At 42.5% G+C, this 25714-nt stretch carries 21 protein-coding genes; 10 read left to right on the plus strand and 11 right to left on the minus strand.

The annotated features are described in order from the left end of the window. Positions 1-50 precede the first annotated feature (50 nt). Together dnaK and grpE are read right to left on the minus strand one after the other, a co-directional pair. Positions 51-2009: a molecular chaperone DnaK gene (dnaK, locus tag ACFFAP_RS12595; RefSeq protein ID WP_375511539.1), complete on the minus strand. Its 1959-nt coding sequence runs from the start codon at positions 2007-2009 to the stop codon at positions 51-53. Positions 2010-2250: 241 nt separating this feature from the next. After that, complete coding sequence (gene grpE / locus ACFFAP_RS12600) at positions 2251-2988, minus strand: nucleotide exchange factor GrpE (RefSeq protein ID WP_375511540.1); 738 nt, start codon at positions 2986-2988, stop codon at positions 2251-2253. Between the two features lie 365 nt (positions 2989-3353). Between grpE and ACFFAP_RS12605 the strand changes: the two genes are divergently transcribed. The 4 genes from ACFFAP_RS12605 to ACFFAP_RS12620 all read left to right on the plus strand — a co-directional run bounded on the left by ACFFAP_RS12605 (position 3354) and on the right by ACFFAP_RS12620 (position 8838). Further along, positions 3354-5357: a GspE/PulE family protein gene (locus ACFFAP_RS12605; RefSeq protein WP_375511541.1), complete on the plus strand. Its 2004-nt coding sequence runs from the start codon at positions 3354-3356 to the stop codon at positions 5355-5357. Positions 5358-5472: 115 nt separating this feature from the next. Beyond that, positions 5473-6600, plus strand: coding sequence for a type IV pilus twitching motility protein PilT (locus ACFFAP_RS12610; protein ID WP_375511542.1), 1128 nt, complete (start codon positions 5473-5475; stop codon positions 6598-6600). Positions 6601-6788: 188 nt separating this feature from the next. Continuing rightward, entirely contained in the window at positions 6789-8012 is a 1224-nt protein-coding gene (locus ACFFAP_RS12615; RefSeq protein WP_375511543.1) for a type II secretion system F family protein, read from the plus strand. Positions 8013-8277: 265 nt separating this feature from the next. Continuing rightward, entirely contained in the window at positions 8278-8838 is a 561-nt protein-coding gene (locus ACFFAP_RS12620; protein WP_375511544.1) for a hypothetical protein, read from the plus strand. 189 nt (positions 8839-9027) lie between these two features. Here ACFFAP_RS12620 and ACFFAP_RS12625 read toward each other — a convergent pair whose 3' ends face one another. Then, the gene (locus ACFFAP_RS12625; RefSeq protein WP_375511545.1) at positions 9028-10050 is read right to left on the minus strand and encodes a saccharopine dehydrogenase-like oxidoreductase; all 1023 of its coding nucleotides are present in this window, start codon (positions 10048-10050) and stop codon (positions 9028-9030) included. Positions 10051-10221: 171 nt separating this feature from the next. On the opposite strand from ACFFAP_RS12625, the gene ACFFAP_RS12630 reads away from it, so the two are divergent. The 5 genes from ACFFAP_RS12630 (at position 10222) to ACFFAP_RS12650 (ending at position 14370) form a co-directional block, all read left to right on the plus strand. After that, positions 10222-10767: a hypothetical protein gene (locus ACFFAP_RS12630; RefSeq protein WP_375511546.1), complete on the plus strand. Its 546-nt coding sequence runs from the start codon at positions 10222-10224 to the stop codon at positions 10765-10767. A gap of 111 nt (positions 10768-10878) precedes the next feature. Then, positions 10879-12681, plus strand: a complete 1803-nt coding sequence (locus ACFFAP_RS12635; protein ID WP_375511547.1) for an ATP-binding protein — start codon at positions 10879-10881, stop codon at positions 12679-12681. Positions 12682-13273: 592 nt separating this feature from the next. Further along, positions 13274-13483 carry a DUF2997 domain-containing protein gene (locus ACFFAP_RS12640; RefSeq protein WP_179067273.1) on the plus strand — a complete coding sequence of 70 codons (210 nt, stop codon included), beginning with the start codon at positions 13274-13276 and terminating at the stop codon, positions 13481-13483. Positions 13484-13522: 39 nt separating this feature from the next. Continuing rightward, complete coding sequence (locus ACFFAP_RS12645) at positions 13523-13909, plus strand: DUF1257 domain-containing protein (RefSeq protein ID WP_229472741.1); 387 nt, start codon at positions 13523-13525, stop codon at positions 13907-13909. Next, a complete protein-coding gene (locus ACFFAP_RS12650; RefSeq protein WP_375511548.1) occupies positions 13909-14370 on the plus strand; it encodes a ferredoxin in 462 nt (153 codons plus the stop codon). Before ACFFAP_RS12645 ends, ACFFAP_RS12650 begins: the two co-directional genes overlap by 1 nt. A 276-nt stretch (positions 14371-14646) precedes the next feature. Here ACFFAP_RS12650 and ACFFAP_RS12655 read toward each other — a convergent pair whose 3' ends face one another. The 3 genes from ACFFAP_RS12655 to ACFFAP_RS12665 all read right to left on the minus strand — a co-directional run bounded on the left by ACFFAP_RS12655 (position 14647) and on the right by ACFFAP_RS12665 (position 18126). After that, positions 14647-14931 carry a YiaA/YiaB family inner membrane protein gene (locus ACFFAP_RS12655; protein ID WP_375511549.1) on the minus strand — a complete coding sequence of 95 codons (285 nt, stop codon included), beginning with the start codon at positions 14929-14931 and terminating at the stop codon, positions 14647-14649. Between the two features lie 731 nt (positions 14932-15662). After that, complete coding sequence (locus tag ACFFAP_RS12660; RefSeq protein ID WP_375511550.1) at positions 15663-17276, minus strand: DUF4335 domain-containing protein; 1614 nt, start codon at positions 17274-17276, stop codon at positions 15663-15665. Between the two features lie 244 nt (positions 17277-17520). Continuing rightward, a complete protein-coding gene (locus tag ACFFAP_RS12665) occupies positions 17521-18126 on the minus strand; it encodes a DUF3038 domain-containing protein (RefSeq protein ID WP_229556930.1) in 606 nt (201 codons plus the stop codon). Positions 18127-18858: 732 nt separating this feature from the next. Between ACFFAP_RS12665 and ACFFAP_RS12670 the strand changes: the two genes are divergently transcribed. Continuing rightward, complete coding sequence (locus ACFFAP_RS12670; RefSeq protein WP_375511551.1) at positions 18859-19806, plus strand: molybdate ABC transporter substrate-binding protein; 948 nt, start codon at positions 18859-18861, stop codon at positions 19804-19806. An 86-nt stretch (positions 19807-19892) separates the two neighbouring features. Here ACFFAP_RS12670 and ACFFAP_RS12675 read toward each other — a convergent pair whose 3' ends face one another. The 5 genes from ACFFAP_RS12675 to ACFFAP_RS12695 form a co-directional block, all read right to left on the minus strand. After that, positions 19893-20141, minus strand: a complete 249-nt coding sequence (locus ACFFAP_RS12675; RefSeq protein WP_375511552.1) for a hypothetical protein — start codon at positions 20139-20141, stop codon at positions 19893-19895. A 17-nt stretch (positions 20142-20158) separates the two neighbouring features. Next, positions 20159-22597, minus strand: coding sequence for an endonuclease MutS2 (locus ACFFAP_RS12680; RefSeq protein WP_375511553.1), 2439 nt, complete (start codon positions 22595-22597; stop codon positions 20159-20161). A 193-nt stretch (positions 22598-22790) separates the two neighbouring features. Beyond that, on the minus strand, positions 22791-23087 hold the full coding sequence (locus tag ACFFAP_RS12685) for a DUF2288 domain-containing protein (RefSeq protein WP_375511554.1): 297 nt from the start codon (positions 23085-23087) through the stop codon (positions 22791-22793). Positions 23088-23164: 77 nt separating this feature from the next. Then, positions 23165-24202: an AI-2E family transporter gene (locus ACFFAP_RS12690; protein ID WP_375511555.1), complete on the minus strand. Its 1038-nt coding sequence runs from the start codon at positions 24200-24202 to the stop codon at positions 23165-23167. 542 nt (positions 24203-24744) lie between these two features. Then, complete coding sequence (locus tag ACFFAP_RS12695; RefSeq protein WP_375511556.1) at positions 24745-25383, minus strand: lysophospholipid acyltransferase family protein; 639 nt, start codon at positions 25381-25383, stop codon at positions 24745-24747. Positions 25384-25714 lie beyond the last annotated feature (331 nt).

Genomic DNA, 25714 nt, shown 5'->3' on the forward strand with positions numbered 1-25714 from the left:
CCCCAATCCCTAATCCCCAATCCCTAGTCCCCAGTCGCTAGTCCCAACCCCTAATCTATTGCCTCATAATCAACCTGGGCAGTACTTTCTTCGTCAAAATCAAAGTTGAATTGTGGTATTAGTGTGCCATTCATTGGTGAGTCTACTTCTGGGGTAAAGAGACTAGCTGAAGCCTCTTCAGTCTCCTCATTTTGGCTGTTAGCTCGATTATAGACATCAGCACCAATTGCAAACAGGGTTTGTTGGAAGTCGTCTAAGCGCTGCTTAAATTCCACAGTGGAGATGCTGGAGTCAATCATTGCAGCTTGGAGTTGTAAAACTTTTTCACTGGCCAAGGTTTTCATCTGGTCGCCGATAAAATTGCTATTATCCTTGATGGTGGATTCGTAACTGAACAACAGATTATCTGCTTGGTTTTTGAGTTCAACCAGTTCTTTACGTCTTCTATCTTCGTCGGAAAACAGTTCGGCCTCTTGGCGCATCCGTTCGACTTCGTTGGTACTCAAACCACCTGTATTGGTAATCCGAATGCTTTGTTCTCTACCTGTACCTTTGTCTTGGGCAGAAACCTTCAGGATACCGTTGACATCGATTTCAAAGGATACTTCAATTTGAGGTACCCCACGGGGCGATGGGGGAATTCCTGCTAGCAGAAACTTGCCGAGACTCTTGTTATCTCGTGACATTGCCCGTTCACCTTGGAGGATGTGAATTTCTACCGAGGTTTGCCCATCAACTGCTGTGGAAAAAATTTGTGACTTACTAGTGGGAATTGTGGTGTTGCGTTCAATAATTTTGGTGAACACTTCACCCAAGGTTTCAATTCCCAAGGACAGAGGAGTGACATCCAATAGTAAGAGATTATCAACTTCGCCACCCAACACACCTGCTTGGATAGCCGCTCCCAATGCTACCGCTTCGTCAGGGTTGATAGAGCGATCGGGAGCTTTGCCATTGAAAAACTTAATCAGCGCGTTTTGAACTGCGGGAATACGGGTAGAACCACCTACCAAAATAATCCGATCTATGTCTTGTGGTTTAAGATCCGCATCTTTGAGCGCTTGGATCATTGGTTCAATGGTACTTTCAATTAAATTAAGTGCCAGTTCTTCAAATTTAGAGCGGCCCAGTTCCATCTCCAGATGCTTTGGCCCGGTATCATCAGCCGTGATAAACGGCAAGTTGATGGAAGTATTCATCATGCTGGAGAGTTCAATTTTTGCCTTTTCTGCTGCTTCGCGCAGGCGTTGCAGCGCCATCTTATCTTGGGAAAGGTCGATCTTCTCTTGTTGCTGGAAGCGTTCTATCATCCAAAGCACGATCGCATTATCAAAGTCGTCTCCACCTAAGTGGTTGTTACCACAAGTCGCCTTAACTTCAAAAACGCTATCTCCAAGTTGCAGGATCGATACGTCGAAGGTTCCGCCTCCCAAGTCAAATACTAAAATTAGCTGCTCTTGGTCTTGCTTGTCCAATCCAAAAGCTAAAGCCGCAGCTGTTGGTTCATTGATGATTCGCAGGACTTCTAGTCCAGCAATCGTGCCAGCATCTTTAGTTGCTTGTCTTTGGGCATCTGTGAAATATGCTGGTACGGTAATCACTGCCTGAGTAACTTCCTCACCCAAAAAGTTTTCCGCATCCTGCTTAAGCTTTTGCAGGATCATGGCAGATAGTTCTTGTGGCGTGTAGTTTTTTGAGCGAATTTGGACATCAACAGTATCGTCTCGGCCCTTGACACAATTGTAGGGGACGCGATCGCGTTCTATTTCAGTGTCTTCCCAACGTCGCCCGATAAATCGTTTAATACTGTAAATTGTGTTTTCGGCATTGGTTACGGCTTGGCGCTTTGCCAATTGACCAATCAAACGATCGCCACTCTTTCCAAATCCCACAATACTTGGAGTAGTTCGTCCACCTTCAGAATTGGAGATCACCAGTGGTTGACCGCCCTCCAAAACTGCGACGCAACTGTTAGTAGTGCCTAAGTCGATCCCAATAACTTTTCCCATAACTATCAGTATTTTTACCGAGTTTTTTCTGCTGTAATATGTCGCGTACTAAACTTTTTTGCTCTAAACCAAGGCTAGTGGATAACGTCTGTGCAATCCTTATTGCTGGTAGCAAGAGAGAAATTGAAACACAGAGAGTTATCCAAAGCCTTGTCCAAGTTTTAGGTACGCGATGCTCGTACTTGCTAGAACCCAGGCACTTTCGGTCAGCGAGGCGAGCGACTACAGCTTAACTGAAGGCTTAACTCGACTGATCTTCTGGTGCCGCAGGGGTATCTTCCTTGGGAGCAGCTACTTTGACCATTGCATGGCGTAGCACGCGATCGCCCAAGTAATATCCGCGCACTAACTCTTCTAACACTGTTCCTTCAGGATGTTCATCCGTAGGTTCGCGCATTACTGCTTCGTGCAGGTTCGGATCAAATTCTTGACCTTCAGGACGCATTGGTGATACACCCAAACGTTTCAGGCTATCTACCAATTGTTTGTAAACGCCTTGGTAACTTTTGTGCATGGTCATTTCGCCTTCAGATTGCGGTTTGAGGTGCGATCTGGCCCGCTCAAAATTATCGACTACTGGCAGCAATTCCAGAATCGTATTCCGCTTCATCAGCGTCTCTAACTCTTCTTTTTCTTTGCTAGTACGTTTCCGGTAATTCTCAAAATCAGCGGCAATCCGCATATATTGAGTACTACGCTCTTCTAGTTGCGTTTTGAGAGACTCGATTTGTTGAGTCAGTTCTGCCAAAGCTGCTGTTTCCACTCCAGTTTTCTCGGTTGCAGCGACACCAATTTCTGGATTGAGATTAGCCGTATCCCCCGATATATTAGTTTGGGCTGGCACTTGCTCTGTAACCTCGCTACCAGATTCATTGAAATTAATTTGGGCTGGGGAGTCACTCTTCATTGCTTGCTTTACCTCTGTTGGTTCACCCAATTGCTGGCTTGTATTGTTTATCTGTTTATTTTCATCGATCATTGTCTACTCATTCCAGATACTTTTTATGGCAGTGTATCTCCACAGCTTGCAACCGTCGTCATTTACGGCTTGCCACTGAGGCTGATTTTGTTGCCGACAAGTTTCTGAAAATGATGTAACCGTCCTTTTATTGTGACAAATGGTGAACACGTTAGCGTAGACCCCACTAAGGCGGTAACCCGAACGAGTAATTTGCAGAGTAGCGCTGAATGTGACTCGCCCCTCATCTTATTTGAAAATATCTTTAATTTTGAATTTTGAATTCGCAGCAAAGCGACGTGACTCAGACTTTTTGGGAAATGAGAATTCTGTCTTACAGCCTGGGAATACTTTAAGCAGAGGTTTTCCTACTCATTCGCTCATTTATGAACTCGTCACCACAACGGCGCAGTACCGCTCTAACTACCAGAACAGAGTTTTCGCCCTTTGGCAACAAGCTAGTGCAATCTGGCTATGTCAATACCGAACAGATGAGGCAAGCACTAATTGAAAGCCGCAAATCTGGCAGACCCTTAACGGAAGTACTAGAGTCAATCACTGGGCAACAACTATCACCTGAGTTGCTCAGGCAATACAAAAAACAGCAGCTATTTGAACTTAAAATACTATACGGTGTTGAATTCCTCGATCCGGAAGTCAATTCCTTTGGCAACACGGAGATGGCGAACCTGATTGAAACCCTCATCCCAGTGGATATTTGCCGTCGCCACCGTTTAGTACCACTATCGAAACACGAAGACCAAACCCCGCCCTCAGTTTTAGTGGCGATGGTCGCTCCAGATAATCTAGAGGCTTCCGATGACCTCAATCGCATCTTGCGCCCCCAAGGCTTGGCGTTGCAGCGCATGGTGATTACACAGGAAGACTACCAACAGCTAATCAACCAATATTTGGATGAAATGGCTGTTAAGCAAAAGCACCTGGAACGAGAAAACTCTACAGATATTAGTCAGGATTTAGAAAATCTCGGAAATCTTGATATTGAGGATGCTCCTGAAGAAATGGAGGCTGATCTAGGGGCAGCGATGAAGGGTGCAGAGGATGCCCCAGTTATCAACCTAGTCAACAGAATCCTGGCTAAAGCCTTGCATGAGGGCGTTTCTGACATTCATATCGAACCGCAAGAAGAAAGCTTACGCATTCGCTTTCGGAAAGATGGTGTACTGCGTGAAGCTTTCCCCCTAATGCCGAAAAAAATCATCCCGGCGGTGACAGCCCGATTTAAAATTATCTCCAATCTAGACATTGCTGAACGCCGTTTACCCCAAGATGGACGCATCCGGCGGCTGTTTGAGGGACGTAAGGTGGACTTCCGTGTGAATACCTTGCCCAGTCGCTACGGGGAAAAGGTGGTGCTGCGGATTTTGGATAACTCCTCCACCCAACTGGGATTAGATAAGTTAATTACCGATCCAGAGACTTTGAATATTGTCAAGGATATGGTCAGCCGTCCCTTTGGTCTAATTTTGGTAACTGGGCCAACTGGTTCTGGGAAAACAACTTCGCTGTATTCTGCATTATCAGAAAAGAATGATCCCGGAATTAATATCAGTACTGTAGAAGACCCAATTGAATATAGTCTTCCAGGGATTACTCAAGTGCAGGTGATTCGGGAAAAAGGGCTGGATTTTGCTACCGCTCTACGGGCTTTCTTGCGGCAAGATCCAGATGTGCTGCTGGTGGGTGAAACGCGGGATAAGGAAACGGCAAAAACAGCAATTGAGGCTGCCTTGACCGGTCACTTGGTATTAACTACCTTACATACCAATGATGCCCCAGGTGCGATCGCTCGTTTGGGAGAAATGGGGATTGAGCCTTTCATGGTTTCTAGTTCTCTAATTGGCGTTTTAGCTCAACGTTTGGTGCGGCGTGTATGTTCTGAATGTCGTATTGCCTACACCCCCACAACCGAAGAATTGGGTCGTTATGGTCTATCAGCTTCCTCAGATGTCGGAGTTACCTTCTATAAGGCTAACACCTTGACATTAGATGCGATCGCAGAAGCTAAAACCAAAAATCAGCTTTGCTCAAAATGTAATGGGGTCGGCTACAAAGGGCGTTGTGGTGTTTACGAAGTCATGCGAGTCACCGAAAACCTGCAAACTCTCATCAACGAAGATGCACCCACGGAACGCATCAAGGAAGTGGCAATAGAAGAGGGCATGAAAACCTTGCTGGCTTACAGTTTGGACTTAGTGCGCCAAGGTTCCACCACTCTAGAAGAAGTAGAACGGGTGACGTTTACTGATACTGGTTTGGAAGCCGAGTTAAAAGCCAAACGCAAGACTGGTCTTACCTGCCGGACTTGCGAGGCCACATTGAAACCAGAATGGCTCGATTGTCCCTACTGTATGACATCTCGGTTTTAAGACTAATGGTCATTAGTCATTAGTCATTAGTCATTAGTGATTGGCCGATGGTTAGTAACTTTAAACAAATGACAACTGACAAAGGACAAATAAAACATTAAAAGGAAGCAAAACTATGGAAATGATGATTGAAGACCTGATGGAGCAGTTGATTGAAATGGGTGGCTCGGATATGCATTTATCCGCAGGTTTGCCTCCCTACTTCCGCATCAGTGGCAAACTCACCCCCATAGGTGAGCATGTATTAACAGCCGATCAATGTCAAAGGCTGATTTTTAGTATGCTCAACAACACCCAGCGTAAAACCTTAGAGCAAACCTGGGAATTGGATTGTTCTTATGGTGTTAAGGGTTTGGCTCGCTTCCGGGTGAATGTTTATAAAGAACGTGGTGCTTATGCCGCTTGCTTACGGGCATTAAGTTCTAAAATTCCTAACTTTGAAAAATTAGGTCTGCCAGATATAGTGCGGGAAATGTGCGATAAGCCCAGAGGGCTAATTCTAGTGACAGGCCCTACAGGTTCCGGCAAGACAACTACCTTAGCGGCAATGATTGACTTGATTAACCGCACCAAGGCAGAGCATATTTTAACGGTGGAAGACCCAATTGAATTTGTCTATGAACCAATTAAAAGCTTGGTTCACCAACGGCAACTGGGAGAAGATACTAAGAGCTTTGCTAATGCTTTGAAAGCAGCCCTGCGGGAAGACCCAGATATTATTCTGGTGGGAGAAATGCGCGATTTGGAAACAATTTCTTTGGCGATTTCCGCCGCAGAAACAGGACACTTGGTATTTGGTACGCTACACACCAGTTCCGCCGCCCAAACTGTTGACCGGATTATCGACGTTTTCCCCCATGAAAGACAAACCCAAGTGCGGGTGCAATTGTCTAACTCGTTAGTGGGAGTATTTAGCCAAACCTTGGTATCCAAGAAAAACCCTAAACCCGGTGAATATGGTCGGGTGATGGCTCAAGAAATTTTGATTGTTACTCCTGCTATTTCCAACTTGATTCGAGAAGGCAAAACATCTCAAATTTACTCAGCAATTCAAACTGGCGGCAAATTGGGAATGCAAACTTTGGAGAAGGTTTTAGCTGATTTTTACAAAGCAGGAACGATCTCCTTTGAAGCGGCAATGTCTAAAACTTCTAAGCCAGATGAAATTCAACGTCTCATTGGTAATTCTACACCGCAAGCTGCCGCAGGTGCGAAACCCGGTGCGGCTGCCAAAGCGCATTAAAGGAACTGAGGAGATGAGGAAGTTGCAGTTAGTCTTTCCCTTGTGCCCATTGCCCTATGCCCAATACTTCTCTTCTTAGGCTGCGCCCTAAGCGTAGCTATGCCGCAGGCTTTACGACTTCGCTCAGTACAAGTGCCCAATGCCCAATTCGCAATTCCCAATAAATAACGACTATTTTGAATTGATTTATGCCAACCTACGTTGCCCGCGTTCGGGATTCTCAAGGAAAATCCCGAACAGAAAAAATTACTGCCGAATCCTTAGTGCAAGCTCGTACTAATCTTAGAGATCAAGGTTTTGTAGTCCAAGAACTCAAAAAATTTCAAGGATTTCAGGTAGATTTTGACTTAAAAAAATTACAGAATTCCTTTGTTAAAGTTTCTGTGAAAGACAAAGCCGTTTTTTCTCGTCAATTTGCCGTTTTGATGAATGCAGGGGTTGCGATCGTTAGAAGTTTAGGGGTACTTTCTGACCAGTGTAGTAATACTAAACTCAAACAAGCCCTAATTGAGATTAGCAATGATGTTCAAAGTGGAATGAATCTTTCAGAGTCAATGCGGAAGCATCCTGACTGCTTTGATGGATTATATGTGAGTATGATTCAAGCTGGCGAAGTTGGTGGTGTTCTAGACGAAGTATTGAATCGTTTAGCCAAATTGTTAGAAGATGTTGCCCGCTTACAAAACCAAATTAAATCAGCATTGTCTTATCCAAGTGTTGTGGGTTTTATCGCACTTGCTATCTTTCTGGGTATGACCATTTTTTTGATTCCCGTTTTTGCGAAGATTTTTACAGAAATCGGAACTGAATTACCACCTTTAACGCAATTTTTGATGGATGCTAGTCTATTTTTGAGAAGTCCGAAGGTTTTCGTGCTTATCGCTGCTCTTATAGGATTGAAAATTGCCTTTACACAATACAGTAAAACTCCTGTCGGTCGCTTAACAATTGATCGTTTTTCCCTGAAGATGCCATTGTTTGGTGACTTAATTCAAAAATCTGCGGTTGCCCGCTTTAGCCGAACTTTTGGTTCTTTGACTCGTTCAGGTGTACCAATTTTAACTTGCTTAGAAATTGTTCGAGATACATCAGGAAACGTAGTGATTGCTAATGCCATAGACGCAGCCCGTATAGAGATTCAACAAGGAGGTATGATTAGTATTGCTTTACAAAAAGATAGCGTTTTTCCAGCTATGGCAATTCAGATGATTAGTATTGGAGAAGAAACTGGAGAATTAGATGGAATGTTGATGAAAGTTGCCGATTTCTATGAAGATGAAGTCGAGCAAGCAGTAAAAGCAATGACCAGTATTTTGGAACCAGTTATGATTGTATTTGTAGGGGGAATGGTTGGAACCATTTTGCTAGCAATGTATTTACCTATGTTTAAAGTATTTGAAAAGATGGGATAGAGGATTAAAAGTTAAGAGTTATGAGTTAGGAGTTAGAAATTAAAACTTTTGACTTCTAACTTTTAACTCCTAAATGATTAATTTAGGACTTACGCAAAAGTACACGCCGTAGGGGCAATATATGAATTGCCCCTACCTGAAAATAAGGGTTTCGGCTTTTATTTGCGTAAGTCCTGTAATTTTATTCTTAACTCTTAACTCCTAATTTCTGTACAGACGCGATTAATCGCGTCTCTACTCCTAACTCCTCACTATTTAATAAACTATGCCTGTGCAAAAATCTTACTACGAAGCGAGTTTGGCAGAGTACAGCAATCATCTAGCTGCGATCGCCTTACTAAAGCAATATCGACCATACTTGGAGATGATTCCCAGTCTGCGCCGTCCAGATGAAAGTGTCATCACTATACCCTTGCCAATTGTCCGTCTTCGCAATACTGCGACAACAGCCTCACAAACGATTTGCTTACCTTGTGATGTGGCAATTTTGATGTGCGATCCAGAGTGGAAAATCAAAACTGGAGCAGAAATTTTAGTCTTTATTCATCGTGCTGATGAAGATTTTTCTGATTTGTTAGGACGTTGGCGACAAACTCAAGTTTGGCTAGACAATGATTATGAGTGGTTGATGCCTCTGCGCCACAGTCATATTTTGAGTGAGGGAGCTAATATCGTATATCCTCTGTTTGTCGTTTTTAACGATACTTTAGAACGCATCCAACGAGGACTCGTGGGAGCAGAACTCCCATTTATTATGCAAACACCAGATTCGCTGCATGAGGAGAATTTCACAGATATTTTTTCTCCAGATACTCCACCAGCTTAGAAAAGTTAGGAATTAATAGTGAGGAGTTTTGAGTTTAAAATCGCAAGTTCAAAGCCTCCAATATGCTCCAAATTTGCAATTTTATATTTTTAACTCCTAATTTCTGTACAGACGCGATTAATCGCGTCTCTACTCCTAATTTCTGTACAGACGCGATTAATCGCGTCTCTACTCCTAACTCCTTAACTATTACCTAACAAATTGGGGCATAATTTCGGCAGCAGTGAATATTCCATAAATGCCGCGTTGGTGCAATTGTCTACCAGCTTTGAGATAGCCAAAGGCAGGGCCGCAGACATTGGCTGCCATGCTGGTTTCATCTCCCAGAGTAAAGGTATGGGTGGAAATTTTCCCTTCAAAGGTACGCCCTGTTACCTTAACGTTGGTGCTGAGAGGCTTTTTAGGATTGCGAGTATCGACTACACCACCAACAGTAACGCGATCGCGCCCCACTATTCCCGCTACCTCTAGCATCACATCATCAGCGTGTTCCATATTCGTCAAGGTAAGCACGCCATTAGTTTTATCTAGTAGTGCTTCTACCTCCGCGTCAGTCATCGCCCTAGCAGTTTCTACTGTATAACCAGGCATATGGCCAATATCTTCCCGAATAGTGGCACGGTAAGCTTCCCAGTTAGCAATTCCCACCCCGAAGGTGATTTCGACTTGATGAATTTCAGCGTAGCTTTGGGCGGCTAAAGCAGCTGCGGCTGTTAACAATCCTGGTGTTGCACCACAGCCTGTCATATAGGTTATTCCGGCTGCTTCCAGTTCTTCTTTCATTGCTAGGAGTTGTTCTACAGCACTGGTGCGCTTAATTGCATCTACCAGTACCCCACGCCAACCAGATTTTATAAACTGCTTGGCTACAGAGGGAATAAAGTCATTTGGCAAGTTGGGTAAAGCCAGAAAATACCCATCCACAGATTGAGCTATTTCAATTACATCCTGAATACTTTGATTTGTTAACGTACCAACTGGCTCTAAATGACCTACCGAATCTTGGGACTGGTAGGTGGCGATGCATTCTTGAGTATTTAAACCATCAGCAGCGTAAGCGTAGCCTTTATGATCTGCTGCTGCGACTAAAATCATTTCCTGTTTAGCAGCAAGTACCTTGGCGGCGGCTTGTCCGAGTCCGCCGAAACCTAGTACTCCTATGCGTATCGCTGGCGAAATATTTAGAGAATTTTTGACTTTTTCGGAATTCATAGTCAATTGGTTAAGTTGAATCAAAAGCCTTTAGCATTCTGCATCTCAGCTTCCGGCTTGTAACTGGCGGCTGATGGCTGATAGCTCAAAGCTATAGAGGTTAATTATGATTCATTATCCTGGGTTCTTTAGCTTTTTGGCACATAGTGCTACATTCCAGTGCCGTATAACATGAATACAGACAAAGCTGCACTCGGTATAGAGGCGGCAGAGTACGGAAAGGATAAAATTACTATGACAAGAGCGCTCAACACGCGCTGGTGTGCTGTTCTTGAAATGCAGCAGCGCCTTAAAATGCTAAACCCAGGTTCACTCGAAGCGGAGATTGTGGAACACGCAGTTTCGCTCGCGATTAATTCTAAAAGCCAGGAAGAAAACTTAAAGTTTTTTCGCTACGACATCATAAGGAATGCAAGGTTCAGCCTTCAACGGACAAAGATTCGGCAGCGTCAGCTATGTAAGAGGGTAGCTTTGCTCACACCTGGTAGGGTCGAAGAAGCAGAATTTTGTGCTTCTTGCGATTTAGAGGCACAACTACGAGCAGTAATTGCTGCATCGGGCAAGAATATGAGCCAATGCTTTGATGACATGATCAACGATAAGAGTGTTGCTGCTACAGCATTAGCCTGTGGTGTTTCACAACGCACTGCCAACAGGTTACGTCAAAAGGTACGCCAAATTGTAAAGATATACCTAAACTCTCAGGGTTTTGCATGATCTCTGAGAGTAATATTTGCTTTCAAATCTTCCTTTCCATTTGGACATTTTGCCTTCATCTGTTAACGAAAACACACTGCTTAATTACTTTCAGTAAATCACGACAAACCTATGGTAAGCCAAGCAACTTCTACTAAATTAGTATCGACTGAAAAAATCCCCATTGTCCTAACAGGACACGCCTTACAGTCTCTACGTGATTCTGGCTATAGTTTACCTGCTGCTCTTGGTGAGGTGATCGACAATAGTTTAGAAGCTAATGCAAACAATATTACATTACACTTTGAAGAGTCTCAGGCTAGGTCTGGGAAGAGACATATTCACCGCATTACTATGATTGATGATGGTGATGGGATGGAACTTGACATCTTACAACGCTATCTCCAATTAGGTTTTTCCACTCGCTACATGCAAACTGACACAATTGGTAAGTATGGTGTAGGAGCAAAACTTGCGGCACTTAACTACGGTCAGCGCATTGATGTTTGGAGCCGCACGAGTAAAGATAAACCTTGGTATCATGTCCATTTTGACCTGGAAGAAGCGTTAGAAGAGGAAAAGAAAGGTGAAACTGTTGGCATTGCTCCCCCCGATACTGAACCATTACCAAAGAATATTGTGTCATTTCTCCCCCAAGATAGCGGAACAATTGTACTTTGGTGTAAAGTAGAGCGTTTAGAAGAAGGAAAAAAAGCTCCTGACGCAAGGGCACTAAAAGCTGAAATCACGCATGAGTTGTCCCGCATGTTTCGTTACTTTTTGGATGATGGGATTAAAATTTGTGTCGATGGCACAAATTTGTTGCCACACGATCCTCTAATGCTTATGGAGGGTACATGGGGTGATCAATTTCTTGTCAAATACTATTCTCCTCTGAGGAAATCTTTTGAGAAAACTGGTAAAAAGCCGGAGTTTCCACTACCTGATGTAACTAAAACACATTTTCCTGCCAAAAGAATTGCAAGAGAAGTTATTAATATTGGACAGTCTTCTTGCAAGGTCACAATTACAGTTTACCCTAGCGAAGTAATTCGTAAAAAATACGCAACAAATAAGAAAGATGAGCTTACTCAGAATTTACGTCTTGAAGAGAATATGGGGGCAATTAGTTTTGTTCGCTTGAACCGCGAGATTAACTATACTACATTACCTAGAATCTTCGGTGAAAGGGTTGCTTCCTCTCACCGATTTATTGGCATTGAAATATCATTTCAGCCGGAGCTTGATGCCTACTTTGGAGTCAGAAATGTCAAAAGAGGTGTAGAGCCGTACGATGACTTAAAAAGACAGCTTCGTGAGCTTTTTTCTAGGTATATTCCAGAAGCGCTCAACTGTATTAATGAAGTATGGGGTGAAGTTTCACGAAAATCGAATGATCATCAGGGTGAACATTACCCCCTACTTGAGGCTGCCAAAGAAGCAAATCGGACAATGCCTAAAAGCCGTGTAAAGGTTCCAGTAGACTCAAACCAAAAAGAAAGAATTATTGAGGATCTGGCTAGAGATGCTTTACCAGGCAACGATGAAGAGAAGCAAGAAGAACGACAGCAATATTGCGAGTCTATTAAGGATTTGCCATTTATCGTGGAGTCTGTTGACTTTCCTGGTAATTTATTAATTGATACTCAGCACATTGATGGTCAAGTTATCATTCGGATTAATACACGACATCGATTCTATCGAGAGATGTGGGAACCACTTCGCAGTATTGCAACTGCACTTCCTGAAAGCATATCTAGCGATGAAGCTGCAAAGGCGGCTAGACGTTCAATTGAAGCTTTGACGCTACTCATCATTGCTTATGGCAAGGCTGAGTCAATGGATGAAAATCCCCGTGAGCATTTTTCAGAATTGCGAAATGACTGGGGCAAATTTACAGATTCTCTAATGGGTAAGGTTAAGGATGTCATCTAGGCTAATAGTTGGGGAAAATAGCTACTGGGCTTTTGTAAGAGTAATGCACAAGTAACAAAAAATATCAACTCAGTCCGATGCTTGCGTTTAAGAAACTTAAGCATCAGACGGATTGATAGTCTCTGCCTTGATTTAGAACATGTTAGCCGTTGCTGACTTATGGTGTTACGTCGCTGGATGATGCGCCCTCCAATCAGAAAATAACCCTCTAGTTGCATTCCTGAATAATGTTGAGACAACAAAGTAATCATAATAATGATAAAATTTTTCAATAAAATTTATATTTTTGTAACTTGCCTTGCTGGCTATATTACCTCTAATGCTTATCTTGAGGACTTTTGCCGCTTACTTGGCAAACTCAGTAATTACCTTGACTAATCGATGAGGTTAAGAGAAACTAACTAAAGACTGATGTGACTGCTTATAAAAATAATAAGTTTTGTAAAGATTCTGAGATATATATGTTGAGAGATGGAACATTATTTAACAAATGGTAAGTTTGTATCTAAGTAAAAATGTTCCTACGGCTATATTTGTAGCCTTCTGCTAAGGCAGTAGAATTTAAGCGTACTTATCGTGGTTGGCCAAGAGCATGGAGACATTAGAGTTCATAATCTATCCAGACGGTCGGGTACAAGAAAAAGTCACTGGCATTGTGGGTGCTTCTTGCGCTGAGGTTACAGCAGCAATAGAGGCACAGCTGGGGCAAGTACTTAATCATGAGCCAACCTCAGAATATTTCGCCGCGAAGGTGCAGCAATCTAATCTGGCGAATACACACACCACTTACAGCGATTGGTAAGTTTTCACAGTAGTTTAGTGTAATTAATTCACAACCACCATGTCACACTTTAGCCAAATTAAGACTCAAATCCGTAATCTTGATTCTTTGAAAGATGCTTTGACTGAATTGGGCGTAGACTGGAAACCCGGCCCACGCGAAGTCCGTGGCTATCGCGGTCAAACCCATCCTGCCGAAGTTAGTATTGAGCAGGAAAATGGCTATGACATTGGCTTTAAATGGAATGGCAAGGAATATGAACTGGTGGCTGATTTGCAATATTGGCAGCAAAACCTGTCTGTAGATGGATTTTTGCGCCAGGTAACACAGCGCTATGCTTATCAAACAGTTGTCAAAGAAACCGCTCGTGTTGGTTTTCAAGTCTCTGAACAACAAAAAAATGAAGATGGTTCAATTCGCCTGGTAGTACAGCGCTGGAGTGCGTAATGGCTGATTTTCTGCCGTCGCCGGAAGAACAAGAAGAAGATCGTTCGGGTTTGGAACCAGAATTAGGGGGTTTTTTACGGGATGCCCCAGACCGTTCTGGTTTAGAACCGGAATTGGGCGGTTTGCTGCGCCAAAATGGTGTTTATGTTGACGAAATCACCTGTATTGGTTGCAAGCATTGCGCTCATGTTGCGCGTAACACCTTTTACATTGAACCAGATTACGGGCGATCGCGCGTGGTTCGGCAAGATGGGGACGCTGAAGAAATTATCCAAGAAGCAATTGACACTTGTCCAGTTGATTGCATTCATTGGGTTGATTACACTGAACTGAAAAAATTAGAACAAGAACGCAAATATCAGGTAATTCCTGTAATCGGTTATCCGGTAGAACAAGCAGTTGCTGCTAGCGAACGTCGGCGTAAAAAGCAAAAGTTAAAAACCAAAAAATCCCGTTATTAAGATAAAGACGTTAAATTAAGATAATAAAGGACTGGTATATCCAGTCCTTTTGCTTTTCGTCATACTAGTTAATTTCTGATGTGTAATACCATTTGAAATTTTAGATTTTAGATTTTGGATTAGAAACCGCTTACTGTATCTGGGTTTTCTCTGTCTATCTGTCGCAATCATTTTTCCAAAAAGTTAGTATTGTTTGATATTCTTAAAAGGGATTTTTATTTAAGTCACATTAATCCCAAATTGGTAATCCAAAATCCAAAATTGTTATGGCTGCCTTCATTTTAAATTTAGAGGATCGTGTTGTGAAAGCAATTTTTCTACTTTCGCCTCGTCTAACCTAGCGGTTAATCTTCTAGTTTCATGCAAGTCTCTAGTAGTTTTCGCTAAAGTAAAAGTTGAGCCAATAGAGAAAGCCAAACCCATACCCATAAAGCCTTTTACCCAGCTATTTACAGGTAAGTTTACAATGCCGAAGGTGGTCATAGAAATAGAAAGTACAAAAGCTGCCCAAGTTTGAATAACCCAAGCTGGACTGTCTTTTTGATTACCAATTGTTTGCATATTTCCTACCTTTAATATGAGTTATTTCTACCAATTCGTAATGGGCTACGCCCCGCTATGCTAACGTAATTCGTAATTTGTAATTAAGAAAAGTCTGATTTTGTCTGGGTTTCCAGACTTGTATCTGTAGTTTAATTTTGGAGAATTGGTGTTAACAGTAATTGTATTAATTGGTAGGTTTACTGGTATCAATAATAAGACCAGTTTGGTAACTGGACTCCAAAAGGCAAGCTCAAGAGCAATTAGAGTAAATAGAAACTAGCACAAGGTTTGTACCAGTTTGACAAGTGGCATTAAACTGAAATTTTGCAGCATTCTTGATCAGGCAACCAGTACTGCAAGGCGGAAGTTACGCATTCACGCATGTTTTAATTTTGGGCTTTATGGCTGTTTTGAATCTGTACTAGGCTAATAGCCAAGACTCGAAGTCTTGGCTATTAGCCTAGTAACGGGACTTCCAGTTAAAAAAACATCCCATTGTAAAATAGCACAGCTGTGCTACCTTACAATGTAAAAATAATTTGGGATAATTTATTTTTTGTAAGTCCCTAATTCATTACTAGGCGGTTGTTGTGACTAAGTAAGTAGGAGAGAATAAATCAAAGTAAGTTAAGTAATGTAAAAAATATTGAAATTAGTTCGTAGTGAGGACTTTAGTCCTCACTACGAACCTTTAATTATTTATGCCGCTCTACTTAATGCAATATCTCACCTTAAACAGATTAATTTGCTTATTCATCTGGAAAAGTCTGTACCTTGCCATCAGGAGTGAGAACAACTCGAATTTTGACATTTTGTCCGCGTTTATTGGCGGAAACAAAAGGTTTCCCAACTTCAGGCATCCCAGCGCTATCAACAAAGTCTCTTGCTGACTTATTGAGAGGAATAATTCGTTCAATTGTGCCGTCAACACTGACTATCAAACTGTACTCTAATGTTTGTCCTAGTCCAGTGGGTGGTTGCCAACGCTTTGTTAAGTATTCTCTAGCTTCTGCTACTTGAGGTGTATCAAATAATGTGCCAGTAGCCACTTCTGTAGATTTGGGGCTTTGGCGTTCGTTCCCTAATTGATCGATAAAGGGATTATTATTTGCAGTTCTAGAGGAGGAAAGTTGTGAAGCAGGTTTCTCTCCAGGAGAAGGTGGCTGTAAGGAGTTGATTCTTTCCTCTAGCTGTTGTGAGGTTAGTGGGGAGGGTTGGGTAGGACTATTACCACTATTAGGTATGGTGTCAAGAGACGGAGGGACGACTGGTGAGATATTAGTTGGTAAGCTGCTTGTGTTAGAAGATAGCCTGGGTGGCAAATCCCGCAGCTTAGGGAGAGTACTAGGTTGGGTATTTGACGCTGTAGGGTTCTGTGCAAGATTTGGTAATATAGCAATTTCCTGACCTGGGATTTTGCTAGATTGTACGTTAGGGAAGCTCGCCGGAGGCATCGCTCCATTAGTGGAAAGGGTTGAAGTCTTGCCCTGAGGTATTGTCAGTGCATTTAGAGGTGGCGGTGTAGAGAAACTAGAACTAGGGGCTATTAGAGGTGCTTGGGGTAAAGTGGATGTGGAAAGTGGAGGGGTGGAACCTAGCAAATTATCTGATGGAGCGGTTAGCCCAGGTTGAGGCGTGGGAAAGTTTAGTGAGGGTGAAGTATCTATTGCAGTCTTTACTGCTGCTGGATCTGCTGTTTTAGCTGTCTGCTGTTGCTTTTCCCTAAGGTTGTTAGCATATTGCCAAGTAACTGGTAAAAAACCTACACCTAATACTAATACTGCGGCAACAGGTGCCCAAGCAGGGAACCTCAGAGTCGAAGGGCTGTTGAGAGTTGGGAGTGCCATGACATCAGTTGAGTACTCATCTAAAGCACTGGCCAAATCGAATAGTTGCAGCAGACTGAGTTGAATTACGGGGCCGGATGATTGGTTGGCGAGAGAACCGAGAAATAAGTTGTGAGTTAAATGGCTGCTTGGTTCTAAGCGGATATTTGCCCCAGGAATCTGGGTACTAAAGGAATTTAATGTTTTTGTAGAGGACTTTAATTCTGGCTCACCTAATGCTGTGCTTGACTCTTGGGTATCTGAGAAACTGACGCAAAAGCTTTCTGGAGACTGTTGGAGGAATTGCTGTACGTAGCTTGTGACTGCATCACATAAAGCTTCAAGTTGATCGCGATCGCCCCGAATTGGAACTCTGTCTACTTCTGATAGTCGGGGATCATCAAAACGAAGCTCAAAGCTTAGGTGCTTGAGGACAGTTTTCCCCATCCAACGCGACAGAGGTGAGCTTTGCGCGAATACTTCTAGCGTGCAAGTAGGCGGTGTGTAGCAACGAATAACAGAATTTGATAGAGGCATGACAGGAACTGCGAAGAAGACTATTTGGGATTTTGCAAAAAATTGAGCCAGTTGCTTGCAAAGAAAAGTTGGAAAGGCGGATTCAACACTCAGAATTTTGTTAGGTTCCTTCAGTTATGCAAACTGATGTGCAAAGAAGAAGCAGTGCTGATAGTGCGCCCAAGAACTAACGATCATCAAAAGGGAATCCTTATCTAGCAAACTTTCATGAGCAAATTTGGTTGAGGAATTTCAAATCTAAAATCTAAAATTTTGTAGAACGGTCTATAAGTGCTAGCCAGAGACGGCGATGCCCACCAGGAGCACTGTAAAAAAGTAAATCTACAAGCAGTTTTAGGGCCAGGTTGGTAAGTAAATCAGTTGAGATTTTCTCGTCCTCTTCCATCCGCTCTTGGTAGGTGTTGCAAAAAGCATCAATATAATCTCCTAGTAAAGCAGCCTGGTGAGGTTCCCGGTTATTTTCTGCCATTTGTTCCAACAGACCGACAGCGCGGCGAATCAATTCCTGGTGCTGTTTGGCTAGGTAGCAGATGATCAGAACTAGCGATCGCGCTTCTTCGACATCTAGCTTTTTTCGCCCTCCTTGACCTTTGCGTAGGGGATTTGATTGGCGCAGTCGCCATAAAGCTACGCGGTCTGGCACTCTTGACTCTAAATTCAGATCGGTTGCCGCCGAAAGCATAGCCTCTGAACCGATGCCAGTTAAGGTTTCTAGCGCCAACAGCACCAAGTCTAATTGGGTTTTGATATTGTCCCATTGAACTGTGTTTGGGGCTGGAAGCTTGATTAAATCCTCCCACTGGGAATTCGGAGTGGCTGAGTTGGTGGCCGAGTGCATAACTTTTAGCATAGGTGATCAAGCTGATAGGGGATGTTGCTGTTACCCATTTTGAAACCAGACTCTTAAGAATCAAGCTTGGTTTCCTATAGCTCTGAGCCAGAGGCTTCATCTAGCTTTTTTATGTGGTAAACAGCAGGTATCTTTGTCCTACTCTAGATGAAAATTTATTTTTGACAAAGTAGAAAAGTATCAATTCTAGTTAAGGTTTACCCGACTTTCGCTGCTAGCTCCGTACAAGAGTATAAATAAACTATTGTTTTGAATGCTAACCGCTAATTATCGCTAAGTAATTATGTAGAATACCTCCTAATTTATTTGCGGTTTTAAATTTTGAAATTTTTTGATGTTTATTACTTGGTCTTTATGTATACATAATTACTATACAAATTTTTTGTCTGTTTGCTAAAGGCGCTTCTTGCTGCTTTCCATGATCCCACACCAGTTTCGCTTGTGTGTAGCCTGTTATTTCAGGACAGGTTAGGCAACATCAGGACGATTGATGTCTCTATGCAACTGATGACAAACTTAAAAATTTAATAAAGTCAGCGTTTGAAGATTTTGGGCAATTGATTTATTCCAACTTAGTTGGTACTATAGCTCTAACCGCGAACCACGCACATATCAGAACTCATTTGTAAACTTAATGGGCAAAGGTAATAGTTTAGACATTTACCAAAACCCATTATTCAGTATGGGTTACAGATAATTCACTGGTAAGAATAGTAACGTAATATAACAAATATGAAAAAGCATTTTTTTGCCTTTTCACTGATAGCTTGTGCTGTCGGTGTCATTATACCAACTCAGGCATTGGCGGTTAAGCTATACGGTGCTGGTAGTTTGCGCGATAGCCTCACAGAAGTAGGTGAATCTTTTAACGAGAAATATGGAATTCCAGTAGAAACGCGATTTGGCCCGTCTGGTTTAACACGAGAATTTATAGAACAAGAATTCTCCGAAACCGGAAAATCCGCAGATGTTTTTGCTAGTGCAGATATTGAGAACCCTCAGACATTGTTTGAAGAAGGTTTAAGTGAACCTGTAGTGAACTTCACTAGCAACCGCATGACTGCTGTTGTCAGATCAGGACTTGGTATCACATCAGATAATTTGTTGGATTTTTTGCTAAAACCCGAAATCAAGGTAGGAACCTCAACCCCTATAGCAGATCCATCTGGTGATTATGCATGGCAGATATTTGACAAGGCCGATCGGGTTAAACCTGGTAGTTCTCAAATTCTGAAGAATAAAGCTTTGCAATTAGTAGGTGGTAATCCTAATGCTCCTATAGTTCCTAATGGCAAAAATAATTTAGTCTACTTTCTAGAAGAAACAAAGCAGGCAGATATATTTTTATCTTATTACACGAGTGGTCAGACTGCCCAAGCAATAGAAGGTGGTGACAATCTGCAAATAGTAGAGTTACCCGACTATTTAGCAACGAAAGCTAATTATGGATTGACTACACTGAAAAATGCCGATCCTGATGGTGAAAAATTAGCTGAATATATACTGTCACAAAAAGGACAAGGAATTTTAGCCAAGTATGGATTTACCGCACCCTCTACTTCTGTTCCCGAACATCAGGGTGCGGGTGGAATTTTGCTGGCTGTAGGTATAGCTTTAATCTTGAATAAAAAACAAGCATTTGTTAAAAACCAATTAATTAAGTTAGACCAACATAGGTAGCAAACTTTCTAATTTTGTTTTGCTCTTAATCAACCTGATAGTACATCCAAAAAGTAATAGGACTTACGCAAAAAGTGCTAAAAAGCTTAATTTATCGAACCGCCAACGCGTAGAGTCTCTAATAAAACTTTTACCAAGTCTCCAATAATAACTTTAGCTACTTCATGCTCTGGTAATGGAGCGATTATTTCCAGCACCCCTCGACTGTAACCTATGCGAGAACTGCGATTGTCTCCCAATTCCGCTAAAATGCGTTTATATGCCGACCAGGAGACATCTTTAATCAACAACTGATGACCGGCTCTAACAATTAGTTGATTGAGTTCAAGTAACATAGCAAATTTCCTGCTCTTTATTTTATGTGAGCAACGGTAACACCGGTGCCGCCATCTGCTTGTTCTGCTGGTTCGTAGTTGTTCACTCTGGGATGGTGTTGCAAAAAGGCGTGAACTCCTTGTCGCAGTTTCCCAGTGCCGTACCCGTGAATAATCCAGACTGGGCCTGTAGCTTCCGAAATGGCTTTATCTAAAATGTATTCGGCATCAGCCACTCGCTTACCGCGCAAATCAATGGTGTTTTGCGAGGTGCGAATTTCTGGGACATTTTGCGGTGGCGGGGTTACTGCTGCTGGGGCTGGTTTGGGTTTGACGATTGGTTCGGCTTTTTGACCATCTAGAGATTCTACGTCTTGCAACTTCACAGTCATCTTCATTAGCCCAAACCGAACGCTTAAATCGCCATCTTCATCGGGGGCGGTGATCACATCCGCGATCTGTCCCAATTTTGGAATGCGGACGCGATCGCCTACTTTGGGCATAAACCCAAGTTTTGGTTTTGCTGGCGTTGCTGGCTGATATTGTTGGCCAATTTGATTTAAAGCATTGGTTGCTTGTTGGGCTTCTTGGGCTGTGGGAGTACCTTTTTGCAAACGGCGGATCACTTGGGCAATTTCACCTTTTGCTTGAGCGATCGCTTGTTGGACTGCTATTTCCTGTGAAGCCCGCAAACTGCTTTCCCTTTCCTCCAAACTTGCGGCTTTTGCGGATACTTGTTTGTATAAACGTTCCGCTTGCTGCAACAAACTTTGGGCTTCCGCAGCTTTAGTTTCCTGACGGCGGCGTTGCGCTTCTAAGCCAGCAATCACCTGGTTAACTTCATCTGTGGCCTCTCCAACTTGGGTTTTCGCCTGTTGTATAACTTCTGGTTTTAATCCCAAGCGTAGAGCAATAGTTAAGGCGTTAGAACGTCCGGGGATGCCCCACAGCAGACGGTAAGTGGGTGAGAGAGTACTTTCGTCAAATTCTACAGAGGCATTTTCAAACCGATCGTCTTCGTATTTCAGGGCTTTTAATTCCCCAAAGTGAGTAGTGGCGATCGTTAGCTGGGCGTGGTTGGCTAAATATTGCAACAAGGCGATCGCTAAAGCACTACCCTCAACTGGATCGGTTCCTGCGCCGACTTCATCGAGTAATACGAGTGATTGGGGATTGGGTACTGGGTATTGGGTATTGGGTATTTCCTTATCCCCAGTCCCTAGTCCCCAGTCCCCAGTCTCCAATGCTTCTAAAATCCGACTAATTCGGCGGATGTGCCCAGAAAATGTGGATAAACTTTGCTGTAAAGATTGTTCATCGCCAATATCTGCCAACACTTGATCAAACCAAGGTATTTCTACTGGTTCGCGGGCGGGGACAAATAAACCCACTTTGGCCATCAATGCTGCTAACGCCAAGGTTTTTAAGGTTACAGTTTTACCGCCAGTATTTGGCCCGGTAATTGTCACTACCCGAATTTGCGGACTGATCAGCAAATCTACAGGAACTACTGGTTGCCCTTGTTCGTGCTGTTGCTGCCACACTAACAGTGGATGTCGCAAATTCCGCAAGGTAATGATTTCCCGGTCTTCACGCTGGATAAATCGCGGGGGATTTGCTCCTAGCCAGTAACTATATCGTGATCTAGCGGTTGCCAGATCCAAAATGGTAGCGATCGCTAACAATCTCTCTAAATCTGGTTTGACTGCGGCTACAAGTTCTGTCAAAGCACGGCGAACCCCTTCTTCTTCCGCTTGCTCTTTTCTAATTATCTGCCGCAATTGGTTGCCCAAGGGTACTACTGAATTCGGTTCCACGTATAGGGTGGCACCGCTAGTAGAGGTATCGTGAACAATACCGGGGATGGCATCTTTTTGGGGTGCTTTTACAGGGATGACAAAGCGATCGCCCCGTTGCGTAATTAGCTGTTCTTGAACTGCGCCAGATTTTGCTTGTAAGATATTTTGCAGCTTTTGAGTAATTTGGCTGCGTAATCTCCGCAAATCTGTGCGAATTTCTCCCAGTTTTTGACTTGCACGGTCAGTTACCTGGGCCCGTTCATCAATACATCGGTGAATTTCTTGCTCTAATTCTGGATAAGTCCGCAAATCGGCAACCAAATCAGTCAATATCGGCAAATCTTCCTGATTGTCAATGACACGGCGCAAATTTCTGGCACCAGCTAGGGTGGTAGCGATCGCTAACAGTTCATCTCCTGCCAAAACTCCACTGCGTTCTGCCCGTTCTAAGGAATTGCCAATATCTTGAATTCCCTCAAATGACAGTCCCGTGGTCAGGCGAGTTTCCAGTTGGTAAACTTCTTTGGTTTGCTCTAACAACTCTTCGCTTTGGATCTGAGAATCGGGTATTTTCAGATGACGCGCAGCTGTCGCCCCCAGCTTAGTTGCCGCAAAGGTGGCAAGGTGCTGGCACAGGCGATGCCATTCTAATAGTTCTAAGGTTTCAGATTGGATCAAGGTTTCAACATCTAATCTGAAATTATCGTAACAATTCTAGCTGCTAGATGCATAAATCTTAAAGGAGAAAATTTTGCTTTAGTCAATAGTCGAAAGGTATATTCGTCCTCTACTTCTTATAAATTGATGTACTTTATACTACATCAACATTTTTCTTGACTCCGACTCTGATCGAAAATGCCACAAAAACTGATTAAGCAGCAACTATTTCTTGCGCTAGAACGTAAGGCTGAACAATGAGAGTATTAAATCGTTTAGTGCGATCGCTATTCCATTCTCCCACCTGTACTATCGTGGGTTTGGCAATCAATTGTTTATCAATCCACTGTTCTACTGATGGTATGTTATCACTGGCGATCGCTACTCCAACATCCACCAAGTTTAGCTCAAGTGCCACCAAAATTACTGCATCTCGTTGTACATGAGGAATTAGCCACTCCCACTCTGCCTCATCCAAAACTTCTGTTAATTGCGCTCTTAAATCCGACATTACTTCTCAATGTTTATTTGTAAATGGCTATTTTTACATTATTCCCTAGTTGCTAGTTCCTGACAAATGACCAATAACTAAACTTCTGATTTCATTTCATCAATTTCAAATAAAGACACAATTACTCCAGCGATGGGAATAGATATAAAAACACCTAATAATCCTGCTACTGTAGCCCCTACTAGTAAAGCAAAAAATATCACTACAGGATTAAGATTCAGCGCGCCCTGCATAATTCGAGGCGCAATCAAATTGTCTTGTATCTGCTGGAGGACAATACAAGCTATTAATACTTTTACTGCTAACCATACACCTTGAGATAACACAAATAGAGTTACTGTGCTTACTGCTAATGTTGCACCTATGCCAGGAATTATATCAACAATCCCGATTATTATTGACAATATTAAAGCAAAAGGTACTTTTAATAGTAAAAATACTAGGAATGTTGAAATTGTTAAAAATGCGCTTAATAGCAATTGACCCCTAAAAAATCCTAAAAAAGACTTTCTAATTATATTTGTAAATCTCTGACGGCGCTGTTTTGGTACTATTTTCAGAATAAAATTCCACAGGTTTTCTCCATCCAATAGCATGAAAAAAGCCACAACTGCAATCAATATAAAAGTTACAAAGTTCGTCATAAACCCTTGTAAAATGGCTAAACTATTAACAAGAGCTGATACAGCCTGATTCCGCAATTGTTCTTCAATAAAACTTAAATCTATCTGTAAATCACGGTTTCGTAAGAAGCCTTCTACTCCCTCTAATAAAGGCACTAAAGAATTTACAAATGTAGTGATACCATCAATTAATTGTTGTCCTTGAGATAAAAGAGTTAAGCTCACAGTAATTATCAGACTGCCTATAATCACAATACTGAGCAAGAAAACGACACCAACAGCTATACCGTGGGGCAAAAAACGCCGCAGCCCTTTTACAGGATAACTGAGCAAAAAAGCTAAAATTGCCGCAAATGTAAAAATAACAATGACCGATTCAAAATAAGCTAAAAGTTGTACAATTGCCCAGCCAGAAGCAACCAAAAGCAAAAAGCGGACTAACGCCAGATTATTTAATCGATCCCAAAAATTCTTGGCTTCAAAACCACTCATAATAATTCGTAATTCATAAATTAATAGGACTTACGCACTGTACAAAAGAATTATGTTGTGTATCAACGGAAATATCTCGTTTCAGGTTTTTAATTAAATCATTCTTTGATGGTAAATAGACCCGCGCTGTAGGGGTTTAGCAATGCGCTTTACCCCTACGACTGATGTGGTTTTTCAAATCATTCATATTTGGTCTTTCCTGTCAATGTGTAAGTCCTAATTAATTAGCCCTTTCAAGGTGGTGAAATTTAGAACGAGAATTGGTTATTTCAACCTTCAAAAAGCCCAAAATCTGAGCGGAGGATTCAAGATGGTAGCACTGAAACAACGTATCTTCGTTGGCCACCTTGAAAGGGCTAGTCCTAATTAATACGTAAAAAAGCTAGTTGTGTAGCGTAAGAAGGTTGCCCACCCTGTAAGATGGATGATGTATTTGTTGGAAGTATTTTAGATGATTGCTAGAGGGAATTGATTTTAAGATTAAAGGAACCTAATAGCGATCCCTACCTCCCTAAAGCATATATTCTGTAGTTTCTCTTAATTCATCTTCCTAAATCATGCATCTGGTTAATTACTTTGGTACACTTTTGTGTTAAAGCTTCTAATTCTTCTTTATTAGTGGAACTGGGAGCATCAATCAAGTTACCAATTCTCACGGTGATGGGAACTGCGCGAGGTAGGGACGATCCTTTTTGTAAAATCTCTTCAGTACCCCAGACACTCACGGGTAATATTGGGGCTTTTGCTTTCGCCGCTAGCAGCAGTCCGCCCCTCTTGGGGTCTGTAATTCGACCATCTGGGGTGCGAGTACCTTGCAAGAAAACACCGACAGCCCAACCGTTATTGAGATATTCTAGGGCGGAACGGATGGCATTGCGATCGGCATTTCCCCGACTCACCGGGTAAGCACCGTACAATTTAATCGCTTGTGCCAAAACTGGGATTTTAAATAACTCTTCCTTAGCCATGTACGCCACTGGACGACGTACACAGTTGGAGACAATTGGTGGGTCAAAATAACTAGCGTGATTACTCACTACCAGCAACGGCCCTGATTGGAGGACATTCTCCGTACCATAAATCTGGCCCCGAAAGTAAGTGTGAAGCATGGGGCTGACGACCGACCATTTAAAGGCGTGGTAAAGTGCCAGACTGATAAACGGTTCGCGGTTTCTGTCCACAGAAGATAATTCAAATCAGACTGAATTTAGCATACGCGATCGCAAGGCCCAGAGCAAACGCAAAAAAGCTGTGGAGATGAATTGCTTCACCCATCTGGGAATACTAAGTCCAGAAAATATTAGGATTTATAGCAAAAGCCTTGGTGATTAGGACATTAACAGATGATAAAACTTAAATGCAAAAAGACTTTTCACCCAGTAAACGAGCGATGCACTGGGCGCAGTCGTTGTGTCCGCAGTTCCCAGTCCCTTGCTATAGCAGTATGAATAACACTACAGTCAGTATTCCCAGATATCACATCAGTGAATAACTCTACAATGGTTCCAGAAC

This window comes from uncultured Nostoc sp. (assembly GCF_964245575.1).
GTDB lineage: Bacteria > Cyanobacteriota > Cyanobacteriia > Cyanobacteriales > Nostocaceae > Nostoc.

Coding starts and splice junctions, on each gene's coding strand:
- dnaK (WP_375511539.1), bottom strand. CDS start 2,009: ATGGGAAAAGTTATTGGGATCGACTTAGGCACTACTAACAGTTGCGTC.
- grpE (WP_375511540.1), bottom strand. CDS start 2,988: ATGATCGATGAAAATAAACAGATAAACAATACAAGCCAGCAATTGGGT.
- ACFFAP_RS12605 (WP_375511541.1), top strand. CDS start 3,354: ATGAACTCGTCACCACAACGGCGCAGTACCGCTCTAACTACCAGAACA.
- ACFFAP_RS12610 (WP_375511542.1), top strand. CDS start 5,473: ATGGAAATGATGATTGAAGACCTGATGGAGCAGTTGATTGAAATGGGT.
- ACFFAP_RS12615 (WP_375511543.1), top strand. CDS start 6,789: ATGCCAACCTACGTTGCCCGCGTTCGGGATTCTCAAGGAAAATCCCGA.
- ACFFAP_RS12620 (WP_375511544.1), top strand. CDS start 8,278: ATGCCTGTGCAAAAATCTTACTACGAAGCGAGTTTGGCAGAGTACAGC.
- ACFFAP_RS12625 (WP_375511545.1), bottom strand. CDS start 10,050: ATGAATTCCGAAAAAGTCAAAAATTCTCTAAATATTTCGCCAGCGATA.
- ACFFAP_RS12630 (WP_375511546.1), top strand. CDS start 10,222: ATGAATACAGACAAAGCTGCACTCGGTATAGAGGCGGCAGAGTACGGA.
- ACFFAP_RS12635 (WP_375511547.1), top strand. CDS start 10,879: ATGGTAAGCCAAGCAACTTCTACTAAATTAGTATCGACTGAAAAAATC.
- ACFFAP_RS12640 (WP_179067273.1), top strand. CDS start 13,274: ATGGAGACATTAGAGTTCATAATCTATCCAGACGGTCGGGTACAAGAA.
- ACFFAP_RS12645 (WP_229472741.1), top strand. CDS start 13,523: ATGTCACACTTTAGCCAAATTAAGACTCAAATCCGTAATCTTGATTCT.
- ACFFAP_RS12650 (WP_375511548.1), top strand. CDS start 13,909: ATGGCTGATTTTCTGCCGTCGCCGGAAGAACAAGAAGAAGATCGTTCG.
- ACFFAP_RS12655 (WP_375511549.1), bottom strand. CDS start 14,931: ATGCAAACAATTGGTAATCAAAAAGACAGTCCAGCTTGGGTTATTCAA.
- ACFFAP_RS12660 (WP_375511550.1), bottom strand. CDS start 17,276: ATGCCTCTATCAAATTCTGTTATTCGTTGCTACACACCGCCTACTTGC.
- ACFFAP_RS12665 (WP_229556930.1), bottom strand. CDS start 18,126: ATGCTAAAAGTTATGCACTCGGCCACCAACTCAGCCACTCCGAATTCC.
- ACFFAP_RS12670 (WP_375511551.1), top strand. CDS start 18,859: ATGAAAAAGCATTTTTTTGCCTTTTCACTGATAGCTTGTGCTGTCGGT.
- ACFFAP_RS12675 (WP_375511552.1), bottom strand. CDS start 20,141: ATGTTACTTGAACTCAATCAACTAATTGTTAGAGCCGGTCATCAGTTG.
- ACFFAP_RS12685 (WP_375511554.1), bottom strand. CDS start 23,087: ATGTCGGATTTAAGAGCGCAATTAACAGAAGTTTTGGATGAGGCAGAG.
- ACFFAP_RS12690 (WP_375511555.1), bottom strand. CDS start 24,202: ATGAGTGGTTTTGAAGCCAAGAATTTTTGGGATCGATTAAATAATCTG.